Origin of the sequence: Nocardioides seonyuensis (assembly GCF_004683965.1) — a bacterium.
Classification (GTDB): Bacteria; Actinomycetota; Actinomycetes; order Propionibacteriales; family Nocardioidaceae; genus Nocardioides; species Nocardioides seonyuensis.
Genome location: NZ_CP038436.1, coordinates 3,942,064 through 3,959,157, shown reverse-complemented (window position 1 = coordinate 3,959,157; position 17,094 = coordinate 3,942,064). Strand labels below are relative to the sequence as shown.

16 protein-coding genes are annotated in these 17,094 nt (G+C 69.8%); 13 read left to right on the top strand and 3 right to left on the bottom strand.

The features are described from left to right. Nucleotides 1-57 precede the first annotated feature (57 nt). The 8 genes from EXE58_RS19825 (at nucleotide 58) to EXE58_RS19200 (ending at nucleotide 10,029) form a co-directional block, all read left to right on the top strand. Nucleotides 58-1,074 carry a TraR/DksA family transcriptional regulator gene (locus tag EXE58_RS19825; RefSeq protein ID WP_208544080.1) on the top strand — a complete coding sequence of 339 codons (1,017 nt, stop codon included), beginning with the start codon at nucleotides 58-60 and terminating at the stop codon, nucleotides 1,072-1,074. Beyond that, nucleotides 1,047-1,586, top strand: coding sequence for a signal peptidase II (locus tag EXE58_RS19230; protein ID WP_135269331.1), 540 nt, complete (start codon nucleotides 1,047-1,049; stop codon nucleotides 1,584-1,586). Before EXE58_RS19825 ends, EXE58_RS19230 begins: the two co-directional genes overlap by 28 nt. After that, complete coding sequence (locus EXE58_RS19225) at nucleotides 1,583-2,515, top strand: RluA family pseudouridine synthase (protein ID WP_208544079.1); 933 nt, start codon at nucleotides 1,583-1,585, stop codon at nucleotides 2,513-2,515. The genes EXE58_RS19230 and EXE58_RS19225 overlap by 4 nt, the downstream gene beginning before the upstream one ends. Nucleotides 2,516-2,519: 4 nt before the next feature. Then, a complete protein-coding gene (locus EXE58_RS19220; protein WP_167289023.1) occupies nucleotides 2,520-3,254 on the top strand; it encodes a GNAT family N-acetyltransferase in 735 nt (244 codons plus the stop codon). Between the two features lie 35 nt (nucleotides 3,255-3,289). Continuing rightward, nucleotides 3,290-4,252 (top strand): DUF2332 domain-containing protein, encoded by a 963-nt coding sequence (locus EXE58_RS19215; RefSeq protein WP_135269329.1) that lies wholly within the window; start codon nucleotides 3,290-3,292, stop codon nucleotides 4,250-4,252. 168 nt (nucleotides 4,253-4,420) lie between these two features. Beyond that, the gene (gene dnaE / locus EXE58_RS19210) at nucleotides 4,421-7,969 is read left to right on the top strand and encodes a DNA polymerase III subunit alpha (RefSeq protein WP_135269718.1); all 3,549 of its coding nucleotides are present in this window, start codon (nucleotides 4,421-4,423) and stop codon (nucleotides 7,967-7,969) included. Beyond that, on the top strand, nucleotides 7,954-8,481 hold the full coding sequence (locus tag EXE58_RS19205) for a hypothetical protein (RefSeq protein WP_135269328.1): 528 nt from the start codon (nucleotides 7,954-7,956) through the stop codon (nucleotides 8,479-8,481). The genes dnaE and EXE58_RS19205 overlap by 16 nt, the downstream gene beginning before the upstream one ends. Before the next feature lie 159 nt (nucleotides 8,482-8,640). Further along, nucleotides 8,641-10,029 (top strand): HNH endonuclease signature motif containing protein, encoded by a 1,389-nt coding sequence (locus EXE58_RS19200; RefSeq protein WP_135269327.1) that lies wholly within the window; start codon nucleotides 8,641-8,643, stop codon nucleotides 10,027-10,029. 23 nt (nucleotides 10,030-10,052) lie between these two features. Here EXE58_RS19200 and EXE58_RS19195 read toward each other — a convergent pair whose 3' ends face one another. After that, nucleotides 10,053-10,352, bottom strand: coding sequence for a VOC family protein (locus tag EXE58_RS19195; protein ID WP_135269326.1), 300 nt, complete (start codon nucleotides 10,350-10,352; stop codon nucleotides 10,053-10,055). A gap of 180 nt (nucleotides 10,353-10,532) precedes the next feature. On the opposite strand from EXE58_RS19195, the gene EXE58_RS19190 reads away from it, so the two are divergent. Next, on the top strand, nucleotides 10,533-12,122 hold the full coding sequence (locus EXE58_RS19190) for a DUF3352 domain-containing protein (protein ID WP_135269325.1): 1,590 nt from the start codon (nucleotides 10,533-10,535) through the stop codon (nucleotides 12,120-12,122). Here the strand turns inward: EXE58_RS19190 and ybaK are convergent. Both ybaK and EXE58_RS19180 read right to left on the bottom strand, forming a co-directional pair. After that, nucleotides 12,109-12,606 carry a Cys-tRNA(Pro) deacylase gene (ybaK, locus tag EXE58_RS19185; protein ID WP_135269717.1) on the bottom strand — a complete coding sequence of 166 codons (498 nt, stop codon included), beginning with the start codon at nucleotides 12,604-12,606 and terminating at the stop codon, nucleotides 12,109-12,111. The genes EXE58_RS19190 and ybaK overlap by 14 nt on opposite strands. Before the next feature lie 2 nt (nucleotides 12,607-12,608). After that, nucleotides 12,609-13,274: an LON peptidase substrate-binding domain-containing protein gene (locus EXE58_RS19180; protein WP_135269324.1), complete on the bottom strand. Its 666-nt coding sequence runs from the start codon at nucleotides 13,272-13,274 to the stop codon at nucleotides 12,609-12,611. Nucleotides 13,275-13,355: 81 nt separating this feature from the next. Between EXE58_RS19180 and hisD the strand changes: the two genes are divergently transcribed. The 4 genes from hisD to hisH are packed head-to-tail and all read left to right on the top strand — an operon-like array spanning nucleotide 13,356 to nucleotide 16,997. Further along, entirely contained in the window at nucleotides 13,356-14,654 is a 1,299-nt protein-coding gene (gene hisD, locus EXE58_RS19820) for a histidinol dehydrogenase (RefSeq protein ID WP_135269716.1), read from the top strand. Further along, nucleotides 14,651-15,754, top strand: a complete 1,104-nt coding sequence (locus EXE58_RS19170; RefSeq protein ID WP_135269323.1) for a histidinol-phosphate transaminase — start codon at nucleotides 14,651-14,653, stop codon at nucleotides 15,752-15,754. The genes hisD and EXE58_RS19170 overlap by 4 nt, the downstream gene beginning before the upstream one ends. Then, nucleotides 15,751-16,368 (top strand): imidazoleglycerol-phosphate dehydratase HisB, encoded by a 618-nt coding sequence (hisB, locus tag EXE58_RS19165; protein ID WP_135269322.1) that lies wholly within the window; start codon nucleotides 15,751-15,753, stop codon nucleotides 16,366-16,368. Before EXE58_RS19170 ends, hisB begins: the two co-directional genes overlap by 4 nt. After that, entirely contained in the window at nucleotides 16,365-16,997 is a 633-nt protein-coding gene (gene hisH, locus EXE58_RS19160) for an imidazole glycerol phosphate synthase subunit HisH (protein ID WP_135269321.1), read from the top strand. Before hisB ends, hisH begins: the two co-directional genes overlap by 4 nt. Nucleotides 16,998-17,094: the final 97 nt, after the last annotated feature.

The window sequence follows — 17,094 nt, the reverse complement described above, 5'->3', positions numbered from 1 at the left end:
TCCCTGCCAGCGTGTGGCGCCAGCCACACCACCTGCCTGGCCAAGGAGGCCTCGTCGATGGCTCGCAAGTCACTCGCCGGCACTGCTGCCGCAGCGGCCAAGAAGGTCATCGGACGTCGCTCGGGCGCCGCGGCCAAGAAGTCCGTCCCGGCCTCGACCGACACCCCTGCGGCGAAGAAGGCCGCCGCCCCCGCGAAGAAGGCCGCCCCCGCGAAGAAGACTGCGCCCGCGAAGAAGGCGACGCCGGCGAAGAAGGCGACGCCCGCGAAGAAGACTGCGCCCGCGAAGAAGGCCGCACCGGCGAAGAAGGCGACGCCCGCGAAGAAGGCGACGCCCGCGAAGAAGACTGCGCCCGCGAAGAAGGCCGCACCGGCGAAGAAGACGACGCCGACGAAGAAGGCCGCGCCCGCGAAGAAGACGACGCCCGCGAAGAAGGCCGCGCCCGCGAAGAACGCCGCACCGGCGAAGAAGGCGGCGCCCGCGAAGGTGTCGGCTCCTACCAAGAAGGCTCCCGCACCCAAGAAGTCAGCACCCACCAAGAAGGCCGCGCCTGCCAGGCCCGCGGCCAGGAAGGCCACGTCCGTGCCCAAGGCAGCGCCTGCGACGAAGGCAGTCACTGCCGTCGACACCGCAGTGACCAAGAAGACCGCACCCGCGAAGAAGGGCAAGCGCGCCACGCCGTCCTCCCTCGTCGTGCTCCCCGGCGAGTCGCCGTGGACGAAGGCCGAGCTCAACGAGGTCGTCCGCGACCTCAACGACCACGAGGCGCGTCTCACCGAGCTGGTCGAAGAGGCGGAGAAGGAGCTCGCCGGTCTGATGCGTGACGCCGGGGATGGCGCCGGAGCAGACCAGGCCGACATGGGTGCGACGAGCTTCGAGAGGGACCACGAGCTCACGGTGGTGGCCAACGAGCGCGAGATGCTCGCCCAGACCCATCATGCGCTCGAGCGCATCGAGGACGGCACGTTCGGTGTCTGCGAGTCATGTGGGGAGCCGATCGGCAAGATGCGACTCATGGCGTACCCCCGTGCCACACTGTGCATGACATGCAAGCAGCGCGAGGAGCGTCGCTGACCAGCGACCCGGTCCACCCCGTCCCACCTCGTCGCCGGCTGGCGCTCTTCGGGGTCGTGGCAGCCGGCGCCTACCTGCTCGACCTGGGGTCGAAGCAGTGGGCCCTCAGCGCCCTCGCCGAGAACGACATCAACGTCGTGGGTGAGCTGCTGGTCCTGCACCTCACCTTCAACCCCGGCGCAGCCTTCAGCACCGGCACCGAGTTCACCATCGTGTTCACCTGCCTGGCCATCATCGCGGTGGCGGTGGTGCTGTGGTTGAGCCGTCGGGTGCGGAGCACCGCGTGGGCGTGGGCCCTGGGCCTGCTGCTCGGCGGCGTCGCCGGCAACCTCACCGACCGGATCGTCCGCCCCCCCGAGCCCTTCCGCGGCCACGTGGTGGACTTCTTGATGCTGCCCAACTGGCCGGTCTTCAACATCGCAGACATCTGCATCAACGTCGCGGCAGGGCTCATCATCCTTCAGACGGTGCGTGGCGTCACCCTCTCCGGTGAGCGGGTGGCGGAGGAGTGAGCGCCGAGCATCGCACCGTCCTCGTCCCGGAGGGGCTCGCGGGCGAGCGGGTGGACGCCGCGATGGCGCGCATGTTCGGCTTCTCCCGGACCAAGGCCGCTGACCTGATCGCGGCCGGACACGTCCAGGTCGGCGGCCGCGGCGTCGGCAAGAGCGACCGCGTCGGTGCCGGAGAGATGCTCGAGGTGACGATCCCTGACGAGGGCGATCCCCTCGAGGTGGTGCCCGAGGTCGTCGAGGGCATCAAGATCATCCACGACGACGACGCGATCGTCGTGATCGACAAGCCCGTCGGCGTGGCCGTCCACCCGTCACCCGGCTGGTCCGGGCCGACCGTGGTGGGCCACCTGGCCGGGGCCGGGTTCCGCATCTCCACCAGCGGTGCGAGCGAGCGGCAGGGGATCGTGCAGCGCCTGGACGTCGGAACCTCCGGCGTCATGGTGATCACCAAGTCCGAGCGCGCCTACTCGGTGCTCAAGAACGCCTTCCGCCACCGCACGGTCGACAAGACCTACCACGCACTCGTCCAGGGTCACCCCGACCCGTTGCAGGGCACCGTGGACGCACCCATCGGACGGCACCCCAAGTTCGACTACAAGTTCGCGGTGATGGCCGACGGCCGTCACTCGATCACGCACTACGAGACGCTCGAGGCCCACCGCTTCGCCTCGTTGCTGGAGATCCATCTCGAGACCGGCCGCACCCATCAGATCCGCGTGCACATGAGTGCCCTCAAGCACCCGTGTGTCGGCGACATCACCTACGGCGCCGACCCGAGCCTCGCCCGCAGGGTGGGCCTGGAGCGCCAGTGGCTCCATGCCGTCAAGCTCGGCTTCGAGCACCCCGAGTCGGGCGACTACGTCGAGTACGAGTCGACCTACCCCGACGACCTCGCGGCTGCCCTCGAGACCATCCGAGAGGCTCACTGACGCCGTGCCCGGCCAGCAGGCACTTCGCCCCGCGACCTCTGCCGACCTGCCGTCCGTCGCAGAGATCTACCTCGCGGCGCGCGACGCGGCGCCGATGCCCCCGACGGTCCATCCTCCTGACGAGGTCAGGGCCTGGGTCAACACCTGGGACCTGACCCGGTGCACGGTGTGGCTGGCTCTGGAGGACGGTGCGCCCATCGGGTTCGCCCAGGTGACGCCGACGTGGTTGGACGGCCTCTACGTCCTCCCCTCCGCCCAGGGGTCCGGAGCGGGGTCCGCGCTGCTGGACCAGGTCAAGCGCGAGCGGCCGGACGGCTTCGGGCTGTGGGTCTTCGAGATGAACGCACCCGCGCGCGAGTTCTATCGAGCGCACGGCTTGGTCGAGCTCGAGCGCACCGACGGGTCTGCCAACGAGGAGCGTGAGCCCGACGTGAAGATGGTCTGGCCCGGCTCCGACCCGCTCGCGTTCTACCGCTCCATGATCGACGAGGTCGACGAGCTGTTGGGTGACCTGCTCGCTCGCCGCACGGCGCTGACGCGTGCCGTACAGCGGCACAAGCATGCGTCCGCACACGCCAACCCCGACCGCGACGCCCACAGGGAAGCCGACGTCGTACGCCGCGTCGCCGCGCTCGTGCCGGAGCTGGGGGAGGAGCGGGTCGCTCGCATCGTCGGGGCGATCATCACCGAGTCGCTCGATGCTGCCCGGACCAGCGACGGTGGAGCCGGAGGCCCCTAGGTCGGGCCCGCGACTCCATGGTCGAAGATGGCGCCATGGAGATGGACGGGGACGTCGCCGAGCGCTACCGCGACTTCGCAGCCTACGCAGAGGGGGACAGCGACACCTTCGTGGAGTGGGCGCTGGGTGTGGCGGAGGATCCCGAGGTCCACGCCTGGCTCTCGGACCTGCCACGGGGCAAGCAGCAGCCCAACCTCGTCTTCGCCGCCGCGCGCTGGCACGGCGCCGCCGCGCCGGGGGACTACGCCGGGTTGCGGAAGGTGCTGCTCGAGCGAGAGCACGAGGTCAAGGCGACCATCCGCGAGCGGGCCACCCAGACCAACGAGGTGGGTCGGCTGGCGACGCTCGTGCCCGTGCTCTCCCTGGTCGAGGGGCCGCTGAGCCTCATCGAGGTGGGCGCGAGTGCCGGGCTGTGCCTCTACCCGGACCGCTACGACTACGACTGGGCGCCGCTCGGTGGTCTCACGGGGAGCGGCGGACCGACCCTGGCAGCGAGCCCGTCGGGCGAGCTCCCGGTCCCGACACGCCACCCTGAGGTGGCCTGGCGTGGAGGGGTCGACCTCAACCCTCTGGACGTGCAGGACGCCGATGCCATGGCGTGGCTCACCACCTTGGTGTGGCCCGAGCAGGACGCGCGTCGCGAGCGCTTGCGTGCTGCCGTGCAGGTGGCACTGCAGGAGCCCACCGCGATCGTCGCGGGGGACCTGTTCGACGCGCTGCCCGGCCTGCTCGACCAAGCCGCGGAGCACGGGACACCGGTCGTGTTCCACAGCGCGGTGATCGCCTACCTCGACCCCGCGGATCGTGCGCGCTTCCACGAGCTGATGACAGGGCTTGTCGGCGACGGAGCCTGTCGCTGGGTGAGCAACGAGGCGCCGAAGGTGCTGCCCGAGGTGACCGGCGCGTACGACGTCCCCGCGGGCCGTTTCGTGACCGCCCTCGACGGCGTGCCGGTCGCCCTCTCGCACGGCCACGGCCACGCGCTCGAATGGCTCTGACACCGACGTCCGGGTCGCCGACGGCGCGTGTGTCCTGTCGGTGGGCTGCGGCAGACTGACGTAGGCTGGCGCTCTTCCCCCTGAGACCTGCGCCAGCGGTCCCTGCTCCACCTGCACGACCTCTTTTCCCGACCCGCTCGCGACCCGGAAGGTGTGGAAGACCCGCTCATGTCGGCCGGCTCCAGCGACTCCTTCGCCCACCTGCACGTCCACACCGAGTACTCCATGCTCGACGGCGCCGCCCGGTTGAAGGACCTGGCCGAGCGCGCGGCGAGCCTGGGCATGCCGGCCATCGCCATGACCGACCACGGCAACGTGTTCGGGGCCTATGAGTTCTACAGGCAGTGCAAGGCCGCCGGGGTGAAGCCCATCATCGGCATGGAGGCCTACTTCACCCCCAACATCAGCCGCTTCGAGCGCAAGCGCGTCAACTTCTACAAGGGCGGTCCCGACGACGTCTCTAGCCGCGGCGCCTACACCCACATGACGCTGCTCTCCGAGTCCACCGAGGGCATGCACAACCTCTTCCGGCTCTCGACCGGGGCCTGGCGTGACGGGTTCTTCCAGCACCCGCGAGCCGATCGTGAGCTCCTCGCGCAGCACTCTCGCGGCATCATCGGCACGACCGGTTGCCCGAGCGGCGAGGTGCAGGTCCACCTGCGCCACGACAACTACGCCGCTGCGCGCCAGACCGCGGCCGACTATCAGGACATCCTGGGCCGCGACAACTACTTCCTCGAGCTGATGGACCACGGTCTCGACATCGAGCGCCGGGTCCGCGAGGGGCTCCTGCGGCTCGCCCGTGACCTGCAGATCCCGCTGCTCGCGACCAACGACTCCCACTACGTCCACGAGGCCGATGCTCCGAGCCAGGAGCACCTGCTCTGCATCAACTCCGGCTCCACGATGGACATCCCGGCCGGCGACGGCCCCGGCCAGCGCTTCGCCTTCAACGGCACCAGCTACTACATCAAGACCGCGGCCGAGATGCGCGAGCTCTGGCGCGACCTCCCCGAGGCGTGCGACAACACCCTGCTCATCGCCGAGCGCTGCGACGTCGCCTTCACCGAGGGCAACGGCACCTACATGCCGCGCTTCCCCTGTCCCGAGGGAGAGAACGAGGACTCCTGGCTGGTCAAGGAGGTCGAGCGAGGGCTGCTCGTCCGCTATCCCGGCGGCGTCCCAGATCACGTCCGCAAGCAGGCCGAGTTCGAGCTCGGCGTCATCACCCAGATGGGCTTCCCGGGTTACTTCCTCGTCGTCGCCGACTTCATCAACTGGGCCAAGGACAACGGCATCCGGGTGGGTCCGGGTCGTGGCTCCGGGGCGGGCTCGATGGTCGCCTACGCGCTGCGCATCACCGACCTCGACCCGCTCGAGCACGGGCTGATCTTCGAGCGCTTCCTCAACCCCGACCGGGTCTCGATGCCCGACTTCGACATCGACTTCGACGAGCGCCGTCGTGGCGAGGTCATCAAGTACGTCACCGAGAAGTACGGCGACGACCGGGTGTCCTACATCGTCACCTACGGCACGATCAAGGCCAAGCAGGCCGTCAAGGACTCCAGCCGCATCCTCGCCTACCCCTTCGCCATGGGCGACCGGATCACCAAGGCGATGCCGGCCGCGGTCATGGGCAAGGACGTCCCGCTCAAGGAGATCTTCAACCCCGAGCACAAGCGCTACGGCGAGGGTGGCGAGTTCCGAGCCCTCTACGACGGTGACGCCGACGTGCGCCGGGTCGTCGACACCGCGATGGGCATCGAGGGCCTCAAGCGCCAGTGGGGGGTCCACGCGGCGGGCGTGATCATGTCCAGCGAGCCGCTGATCGACGTGATCCCCCTGCTGAAGCGCCCGGCCGACGGGGCGATGATCACCCAGTTCGACTACCCCACGTGCGAGTCCCTGGGCCTGATCAAGATGGACTTCCTGGGGCTGCGCAACCTCACCGTCCTCGACGACGCGGTCAAGAACATCAAGACCAACTGCGGTGAGGACCTCGTCCTCGAGGAGCTCGAGCTCACCGACCCCAAGACCTACGAGCTGCTCCAGCGCGGCGACACGCTGGGTGTCTTCCAGCTCGACGGTGGTCCGATGCGTGCCCTGCTGCGGTCGATGCGGCCCGACACCTTCGAGGACATCTCGGCCGTCGGTGCCCTCTACCGACCTGGCCCGATGGGGGCCGACTCCCACAACAAGTACGCCCGCCGCAAGACCGGTCGCGAGCCGGTGGAGCCGATCCACCCCGAGCTCGCTGAGGCCCTCAAGGACATCCTCGGCGAGACCTACGGCCTGATCGTCTACCAGGAGCAGGTCATGGCGATCGCGCAGAAGCTGGCGGGCTACACGCTCGGCCAGGCCGACCTGCTGCGACGCGCCATGGGCAAGAAGAAGAAGGAGGAGCTGGACAAGCAGTTCGAGACCTTCTCCGGCGGCATGCAGGAGCGCGGCTACTCACCGGCTGCCATCAAGACGCTCTGGGACATCCTGCTGCCCTTCTCCGACTACGCCTTCAACAAGGCCCACTCCGCGGCCTACGGGGTGGTCAGCTACTACACCGCCTACCTCAAGGCCAACTACCCGGCTGAATACATGGCCGCGCTCCTGACGTCGGTGAAGGACGACAAGGACAAGATGGCGATCTACCTCAACGAGTGTCGCCGGATGAAGATCCAGGTCCTGCCGCCCGACGTGAACGAGTCCCACGCCAACTTCACCCCGGTCGGCCGCGACATCCGGTTCGGGCTGACGGCGGTCCGCAACGTCGGCGGCAACGTCGTGGAGGGGATCGTCTCGGCGCGGGAGGAGAAGGGGCGATACGCCGACTTCAACGACTTCATGGAGAAGGTCCCGGCGCTGGTCTGCAACAAGCGTGTGATCGAGTCCCTGGTCAAGGCCGGCGCGTTCGACGAGATGAAGCACAGGCGTCGCGCCCTGGTGACGATCCACGAGTCCGCCGTCGACCAGTACGTCGACATCAAGAAGAACGAGGCGATCGGCCAGGACTCGCTCTTCGGGGGGATGGAGGACGACGACTCCGGCTTCGGTGTCTCGGTGGCGATCCCCGAGATCGACGAGTGGGACAAGATGACGTTGCTCGGCCACGAGCGCGAGATGCTCGGGCTCTACGTCTCCGACCACCCCCTCCTCGGTCTCGAGCACGTCCTGTCGCAGGGCACCGACACCAGCATCGGCGCGCTGATGCTCGACGAGGAGCGTGCCCACGGCTCGACGATCACGGTGAGCGGTCTTATCACCTCCGTCCAACGCAAGATCACCAAGCGCGGTGACGCTTGGGCGACGATCACGCTGGAGGACCTCGACGGCGCCATCGAGGTGCTGCTGTTCCCCAGCTCCTACCAGCTCGCGTCGACGCTGCTCGTCGAGGACGCGATCGTCCGGGTCAAGGGCCAGCTCTCGCGTGACAAGGACCAACCCGAGATCAGGGCACAGGAGGTCACCTCACCTGACATCTCGACCGGGCCCACCGGTCCGGTGGTGATCAGCCTCCCCTCGACCCGCTGCACTGCTCCGGTGGTCGAGCAGCTGAAGGACGTCCTCGGCACCCACCCCGGCATGACCGAGGTGCAGCTGCGCCTCCTCACCCGGGCATCCACCAAGGTCCTCAAGCTCGACGACCGGCTGCGCGTGACGCCCAGTCCGGCCCTGTTCGCCGACCTCAAGCAGCTCCTGGGGCCTGGATGCCTGACTGGCTGACCGGACCCTGGGGTCGGGCCTGCCTCGTGGTGGTCGGGTTCGTGGCGTGCGGAGCGTTGGCAGGCGTCATCTGGAACGCGTGGTGGGAGCCGCCCTCGGGTGTCGCCTACCAGGGGATGTGGCTCCTCGACCCTGCCGGTCCCGACGTCGCCCTCTCGGGCACTGCGCTCTATGTCGCCCTGGCGTTCCCCGTCGGCCTGGTGCTGGGTGTCGTGGTCTCGGCCGTCCCGCGTCATGAGGTCGCGACGCTCGTGGGCGTCGTCGTGGGGTCTGCGCTCGCTGCCTGGGTCATGTACTCCATCGGCCACCTGCTCGGCCCGCCGGACCCCCGCGTGCTGGCAGCGGGAGAGGCCGACTTCACCACCATCCCGTCAGACCTCGTGGTGGCAACCGCCGACGACACGCGCAACCCCCTGCGATCTCCCGCCCTGCTCGCCTGGCCCCTCGGCGCAGTCACCGGATTGGCCGTGAGCTATCTCCTCGGCCCGCGCACATCTCGCGACGCCGGCTGACGAAGCGCGCAAGCCCCCACCCTCCGGTGGTTGAGGAAGGACGGAGCGCCGTCCTGAGGAGGCCGCCCGCGGCCGTCTCGAAGGGTCCTGTCTCGAAACCCCTGTGGAATGGGAGTTCTGGGGCCTTGGACTGTCGGTGGTGACTGGTTGAGTATTCCCATGACCAGCACCGCACAAGACTCCGATCTCGAGGTCGTCGACCTCGCGGGTGCGAGCGTGACCGGTCTGTTGGAGCAGGCGGCGGAGTGCGAGGCGGTGCTGCGCGAGGCGGCGGTGCACCAGTTGCGTATCGCCTACGAGTGGGCGATCGCGCACCCGGTCGTGGACGCGGCCGAGACCGCTCACGGACCCGTGTTGCCTTCGGTCCTAGAAGCCCCGGAGACGTTGGGCGGTGAAGGGACGCCGGCGGTGGCGGCGTTCACCGCCGAGCCGCTCGCCGTCGCTTGTGGGATCGCCCCTTCGTCTGCGACGGCGCTGCTCGCGGATTCGCTGGACCTGCACCACCGACTCCCGGTGCTGTGGCACCAGACCCAGGCCGGATTCGTGCCTGCGTGGAAGGCGCGGCGGGTCGCAGCCCGCACCCGCGACCTGTCCCTGGACGCTGCCCTGTGGGTGGACCGGCACACCGCCGGCAGGGTCGGGTCCCTCAGCCTCGGGGCGTTGGACCGGTTGATCGCCGAGGCCGCCGCCCGTGTCGACGGCGAGCCCCTGGCCGAGAAGGACAAGCGCAGCCGCAGCGAGTGGGACGTGCAGCTCAAGCACCGCGACCCCCGCGAGGGCGGCGCGACCTCAGAGATCCACGCCGTCGGCGACACCCTCGACCTGACCCGGTTCCACGACGTCGTGCGCGCCGAAGCAGAAGCACTCGGCGCCCTGGGTGACGGCGACACCTTCGAGGTCCGCAAGGCCAAGGCCCTCGGTGTCATCGCCGACGCCCAGGCCCGCCTCGACCTCACCACCCTCCTCGACGAGGAGACGACCCCGGAGGAACAGGCCGCAGTCCGCCGCCGCCTCATCGAGCGCCGCGACGCCAGGGTCCGCCTCTACCTTCACGCCTCCCTCGCCGACGTCGCCGCCGGCGTACCCGGTGCGGTCGGCACCGTCGAAGGTCTCGGCCCGGTCACCCTCGACCAGATCAAGGAGTGGATGGGCAGGGCCCGGGTCACCATCCAGCCGGTCCTCCACGTCGCGAGCGAGGACACCTGGTCCGTGGACCGGCACGACCCGCCACGGCGGATGGCCGAGCAGGTCGTTCTCCGCGACTCGACCTGCGTGTTCCCGTGGTGCTCACACCCCTCACGGCACGCCGACCTCGACCACATCGAGCCCTACGAGGACCCAGACGAAGGTGGTCCTCCCCGAGAAGACGGCAGCGGCCAGACAAGACCTGACAATCTTGCGCCGCTGTGTCGAAGACACCACCGAGCCAAGACCACCGGGAGCTGGACCTACCAACGCACCACTCCGGGCACCTACCTGTGGACCGGCCCCGCCGGAGTCACCGCCCTCGTCACCCCCACCGGCACGATCACCCTGCCCACCTGCTGAGCAGGTCCCGTGTCGGGACCACCTCAGGTACGCGCCGCGCGACCCAGCACCTGTTGCACTTCTGCGTCCGGCTCGACCACCACCAACTCCACGGCGATGTTGTCCGGATCCCTGAAGTTGAGGTGGTGTCCCCATTCGCTCCAGCGAAGGTCGGAGCCCACGCCCTGCTCCGTGAGCCGCGCTCGCCACTCCTCGAGGCTCGCCAGATCTGGGACGGCGAGGCTCACGTGGTCGAGACCGGGGCGGAACTCGCTGAAGGGCGCGGCGATCCCGTCCTCGTGTGTAGTGAGGATCAGCGCGGAGAGGCCAGCGCCACCGATCAACAGCGCGCAGTACGTCTCGCTGGAGTCCAGGCATGGCGCTCGTCGGCGCGGTGGGCAACAGGCAACGTCCCTCGCGGCTGCGCCAGGAACCCATGCGGTCCCCGCACGAGCTCCGAGAGCCCATTTCACACCTCAGCCGGAGCGGCGTACCGAGGCGCGAGCGCCAGTAGGCTCCCGCCCATGACTGACACGGGTGGACAAGCTGAATACCTCGACGAAGGTGTCGAGACCAAGACTGACAATCGCAAGCGGGCGATCGTGCTGGGGGGCGTCGTGGCCACGGCGGCCGTGATCGGGGGTGCCGCCTGGGCGGCGACGAGCTTCTTCGCGACGGGAGCCCAGCCGGCCGAGGCGCTGCCCGCTTCGACCACGGTGGCCTACGCGTCGATCGACCTGGATCCGAGCGGCAGCCAGAAGATCGAGGCGATCCGGACTCTCCGCAAGTTCCCCGGACTCGAGGAGGAGATGAACTTCGACGCCGACGACGACCTGCGCGAGCAGCTCTTCGCCGAGCTCACCGAGTCCGGCGAGTGCGAGGGGCTCGACTTCGAGCGGGACATCGACCCGTGGCTCGGCTCGCGAGCAGCCATGGCCGGGGTCGAGGGGGCCGACGGCGAGGTCGTCCCGGTCGGCGTCATCCAGGTGACCGACCCCGGCAAGGCCGAGGACGGGATGGCCAACTTCGTGCGGGTGTGCGGTGGTGACGACGAGGACGCCTCGGCCGAGACCGGTCCGTGGATCATCGAGGGTGACTGGCTGGTCGTGGGGGAGGACCACGAGGCGGTCGAGGGCGTCGTCGAGGCGGCGGGCGAGGGCTCCCTGGCCGACGACGACGAGTTCACCCGGTGGACCGGCGAAGCCGGTGACCCGGGCATCCTCTCCGTCTACGTGGCAGCTGGGGCGGCCGCCCACTTCGACGACGTTTTCGCCTCGAGCGGCATGTTCTTCGGCCCCGCGACCATGGCCGGCGACCCCTCGATGACGGGTGCCATCGAGGACTTCGAGGGCATGGCGATGACCGTGCGCTTCGACGACGGGGCGCTCGAGATCGAGTCCGCTGCCAGCGCCAACCAGCAGATGCAGGAGTTCTTCGCGAGCACCGTCGGCATGGACCTCGTCGCGTCGCTGCCCGAGGACACCGTCGCCGCCCTGGGCATGGGTCTCAAGGACGGCTGGGTCGACGCCATCGCCGAGCAGATCGCCACCGCCGAGGGCGAGGACACCACCGTCGAGGACCTCTACGCGGAGGCGAGCGAAGCCACCGGCCTGGACTTGCCCACTGACCTCGAGAAGCTCTTCGGCGAAGGCATGACCGTGGCACTGGGCGATGGCATCGACGCCGACGCGCTCGCCAACGGCGGCGTGCTCGAGCTGCCGATCGGCGTGAAGATCAAGGGTGACCCCGATGACGTGCGAAGCGTCCTCGACAAGATCGAGCCGCAGCTGGGCCCCGACGAGCAAGGACTGCTCGAGTCGGCCGCGTCCGACGACCACGTCGCGATGAGTCCCGACGACGCGTTCCGGGAGGAGCTCGCCGAGGACGGGTCCCTCGGCGACAACGAGGTGTTCGAGGACCTCGTCGACGATTCTGGCGACGCGCAGGCGGTCCTGTTCGTCAACTTCAACGCCGACGACGACTGGCTCGTGCGGGTCGCCGACGACATCGACCCGACGGTCGCCGAGAACCTCGCACCGCTCTCAGCCCTGGGCGTGAGCAGCTGGTTCGACGACGGAGTCGGTCACGGCGTGGTGAGGCTCACGACCGACTGACGGCCGCCACCACGGCCCCGGTCACCGTGACCAGGTCGGCAGGCGCGAGCTCGAGGTCGAGGCCGCGCCTGCCGCCGGACACGAGCACGGTGTCGTACGACAGCGCACTCTCGTCGAGGACGGTGGGGTGCGGCCGGCGCTGGCCGACGGGGGAGATGCCGCCGGCGACGTAGCCGGTGGCACGCTCGGCCAGGTCAACGGGCGCCATCACGGCCTTGCTGCCGCCGAGCGCGCGAGCGAGCGCCTTCAGGTCGAGCTGACCGGACACCGGCACGATGCCCACGACGAGGGCGCCGTCGAGCAGCGCCATCAAGGTCTTGAGCACGCGCTCCGGCTCGACCCCGAGGGCCTCGGCCGCCTCCAGGCCGAAGCTCTCGGCGCGGGGGTCGTGCTCGTAGGCCCGGCTGGTGAAGTGGATGCCAGCCTCGGTGAGCACGGTGGTCGCGCGTGTGCCTGAGCCGCCCGCCGGCTTCTTGCGTCCCATCGTCAGTTGGGCGACCACGCTGTGCGCGCGACCTGGGTGGCCGGCAGCGAGGGGATCACGTTGATCGCGCGCAGCTCCTCGCGCAGCAGGTGGGTCACCAGCTCGAGCCGTTCCTGGGAGTCGGGCGCCTCGAGGAGCGACTGCCGCTCCGCCATCGGCAGCGGCGCGATGGCCGACAGCGTCCAGGCCAGGTAGTCGGGGTCGCGCGGCAGCGTGCCGCTGAACGGGTCACCCTGGAGCTGGGCCATGGCGGCACGGTAGGCCGTGAACGTGGCCCGGGCGCGGTCCAGCACCTGCTCCTCGACCCGGACACGCGGCTCCACGACGACGCTGGCGAGGCCGTGGGGGTAGTCGCCGCCGGGCTCCATGCGGTCGAGCAGCAGCCTGTCCCGGCCGACGGCCACGACGTCGAAGGAGCCGTCAGGTCGCGGCTCGACCTCGGTGAGCTGAAGGGTGCATCCGACCCGGTAGATGGACTGGGCGCCGTGGTCGCCGACCTCGTAGCCCTCACGGATCGCCACCGTCCCGAACACGCGCTGGCCGGGGTCCGGCACCTCGAGCAGGTGGTCGACCAGGGCGCGGTAGCGCTCCTCGAAGACGTGCAGGGGCACGGTCATGCCGGGGAACACCACGGTGTTCAGCGGGAACATCGGCATGGAGTCGGCCACGCCACGACCCTAGCCACTCGTCCACGCCTCGTGGGCGGGGCAACGCCGCCACCGGGGCGAACCTAGAATCGGGGCATGTCCCTGATCCGTCGCATCGACCTGAGGGACGCCGACCCGGCGTCCGTCGACTACCGCGCGAGCGTTCCTCGCGCCGAGTTCGACGTCGAGGCCGTGATGCATCGGGTGCAGGAGATCGTCGACGCCGTGCGCACGCGCGGCGTCGACGCGATCGTCGAGCTGACCGAGGAGCTCGACGGGGTGCGTCTCGACGACCTGCGGGTCCCCTCGGAGGCGCTGGTCCGGTCGCTCGAGGCACTCGACCCCGGCGTCCGCGCCGCGCTCGAGGAGTCCGTACGACGCTTGCGCGCGACGTGCGAGGCCGACCTCGAGGACGACCACAGCATCGAGGTGGCCCCCGGCGCGGTCGTGACCCACAGGTCGGTGCCGGTGGACCGGGTCGGCCTCTACGTCCCCGGAGGGTTGGCGCCCCTCGTCTCCACCGTGGTCATGAACGTCGTCCCTGCCCAGGTGGCAGGAGTCAGGTCCATCGCGTTGTCGGCTCCGCCCACGCGCGAGACCGGCTTGCCCGACGCGTCGATCCTGGCTGCCTGCGCCTTGCTCGGGGTGGACGAGGTCTACGCCGTCGGCGGCGCCCAGGCGGTCGCGATGTTCGCGCACGGCGCCGGGCCCTGTCGCCGCGTCGACATGGTCATTGGCCCCGGCAACCTCTACGTGACCGCAGCCAAGCGACTTCTGCGCGGGCTCGTCGGCATCGACTCCGAAGCCGGTCCCAGTGAGATCGCGGTGCTCGCCGACGACTCGGCAGAGGCCGCATTCGTTGCCGCGGACCTCCTCACCGAGGCCGAGCACGGCGGCACCTCGGCCGCACTCCTGGTCACCGACTCCGACGTGCTGGCCGACGACGTCGAGGCGGAGCTGGAGAAGCAGGTCGGTGCGACCCGGCACTCCGCGCGCATCGCCGACGCGCTGGGAGGCGAGCAGTCGGCCATCGTCCTGGTGCGCGACATGGACCAGGGCCTGGACGTGGTGAACGCCTACGCGTCCGAGCACCTCGAGATCCAGACCCGCGACGCGGCAGCGCTCTCCAGCAGGGTCCGCAATGCCGGAGCCATCTTCCTGGGGTCCTGGTCCCCGGTCGCGGTGGGCGACTACTGCGCCGGGTCCAACCACGTGCTGCCCACCGCAGGGTGCGCCTGCCACTCCTCCGGCCTCGGGGTGAAGTCGTTCCTCAAGCAGGTGCACGTGGTGGACTACACGCGCGAGGCACTGGCCGCCGTCGCGGACCACGTCGTCGCGCTGGCCGAGGCCGAGGACCTGCCCGGCCACGGCGCAGGCGTGAGCAGTCGGTTCGAGCGATGACCTTTCCTCCTCTGCGGGAGGAGCTGCGCGGCATCGAGCCCTACGGGGCCCCGCAGCTCGACGTGCCCGTCCAGCTCAACGTCAACGAGAACCCCTACGGACCCTCGCCGGAGGCCGCAGCAGACATCGCGCGTGCGGTGGGGCGTGCGGCAGCCAGCCTCAACCGCTACCCCGACCGTGAGTTCACCGAGCTGCGCGAGGGCCTGGCGGCCTACCTCAACTCCTCGGGGGGCCACGGCATCACACCCGAGATGGTGTGGGCTGCCAACGGCTCCAACGAGGTCATGCTCCAGCTCCTGCAGGCGTTCGGCGGTCCGGGCAGGTGCGCGCTGTCCTTCGCCCCCACCTACTCGATGTACCCCGAGTACGCCCGCGACGCGATGACCGAGTGGGTCGTGGGCCGGCGCGAGGAGGACTTCTCGCTCGACCTCGACGCCGCACGCAAGCTCGTGCTCGAGCGGCGCCCGACGATCGTGCTCCTGCCCAGTCCCAACAACCCGACCGGAACCGCCCTGCCTCCGGAGGCTGTCTCGGCGCTGTGCGAGGCGGCGGCGTCCTACGAGCCGGGCGGCCTCGTCGTCGTCGACGAGGCCTACGGCGAGTTCCGCCGGGCAGGCACGCCCAGCGCCCTGGAGCTGCTGCCGCGTCACCGCAACCTCGTGGTCACCCGCACGATGAGCAAGGCGTTCGCGCTCGCCGGGGCCAGGCTGGGCTACCTCGCCGCGGACCCGGCGATCGGCGACGCCATCCGCGTGGTGCGGTTGCCCTACCACCTCTCCGCGGTCACCCAGGCGACCGCGGTTGCGGCACTGCGGCACGCCCCTGAGCTGCTCGGCCGGGTGGAGGACCTGCGCGTCGAGCGCGACCTGACGGTGGCGTGGTTGCGGGACCAAGGGCTCGAGGTGCCCGACTCCGATTCCAATTTCGCGTTGTTCGGGCGCTTTCCCGACCGGCATGCTGTCTGGCAGCGCCTCCTCGACCGGGGGGTGCTGATCCGCGAGACCGGGCCGCAGGGATGGTTGCGGGTGTCCATCGGGACGCCCGAGGAGATGACAGCATTCAGGCACGCACTCACTGACGTGATGAAGGAGCAAGCATGAGCCGCACGGCCACCGTCGAGCGCACCACGAGCGAGTCGAGCGTCAAGGTCGAGGTCCACCTCGACGGCACCGGCCGGTCGCAGGTCACCACGGGCGTCGCGTTCTACGACCACATGCTCACCGCCTTCGCCCGGCACTCCCTGATCGACCTCGTCGTCCACACCACCGGCGACACCCACGTCGATGCCCACCACTCCGTCGAGGACACCGCGATCGCGCTCGGGCAGGCGTTGCGCGAGGCTCTCGGTGACAAGGCCGGGATCCGCCGGTTCGGAGACGCGACGGTGCCGCTCGACGAGGCGCTGGTGCAGGCCGTCGTCGACGTGTCGGGACGTCCCTACTGCGTGCACACCGGCGAGCCGGCGGGTCAGGAGTACGTCGCCATCGGCGGCAACGGCCCCAACGGCGCGCCCTACCAGGGGTCGCTGACGCGACACGTGTTCGAGACACTCGCCTTCCACGCCCACCTCGCCCTGCACGTGCGCGTGCTGGCCGGCCGCGACCCGCACCACATCGTGGAGACGCAGTTCAAGGCCTTCGCACGCGCGCTGCGCGACGCGATCGCGCTGGACCCGCGAGAGACGGGTGTGCCCTCGACGAAGGGAGCACTGTGAGCGAGGACGTCGTCGTCCTCGACTACGGCTCGGGCAACCTCCGCTCAGTGGTGCGGGCGGTCGAACGGACAGGTGCCAGCGTCACGCTGACGTCGGACTTCGACCGAGCGCTGGAGGCTGACGGGCTCGTCGTACCCGGGGTCGGCGCGTTCGCTGCGTGCATGGCCGGGCTGCGGGCGATCAAGGGCGAGCGCATCATCGGTCGACGGCTCGCGGGTGGCCGCCCGGTGCTCGGTATCTGCGTCGGGATGCAGATCCTCTTCGCGCGCGGGGTGGAGCACGGTGTGGAGACCGAAGGTTGTGACGAGTGGCCCGGCGTGGTCGAGCGACTGCAGGCGCCTGTCGTGCCGCACATGGGCTGGAACACCGTCGAGGTGCCGACCGGGTCGACGCTCTTCACGGGGGTCGAGGGCGAGCGGTTCTACTTCGTGCACTCCTACGGTGTCCGCGACTGGGCCCTGGTGACCAACGACCGCACCCGGGCGCCGCTGGTGACGTGGGCCGAGCACGGGGGAGACCGCTTCGTGGCCGCCGTGGAGAACGGACCCCTCAGCGCGACGCAGTTCCATCCGGAGAAGTCGGGTGACGCCGGGGCCGGGCTCCTGCGCAACTGGGTGCAGTCTCTCTGACTGCTGAGCGCCTCCCCATACCCGAAACGGGCTGCGGACCTGCGCGTCATCCTGCCCGCTGAGACGATCCAGATATTCGGGGCGGCGTCGTTGACAC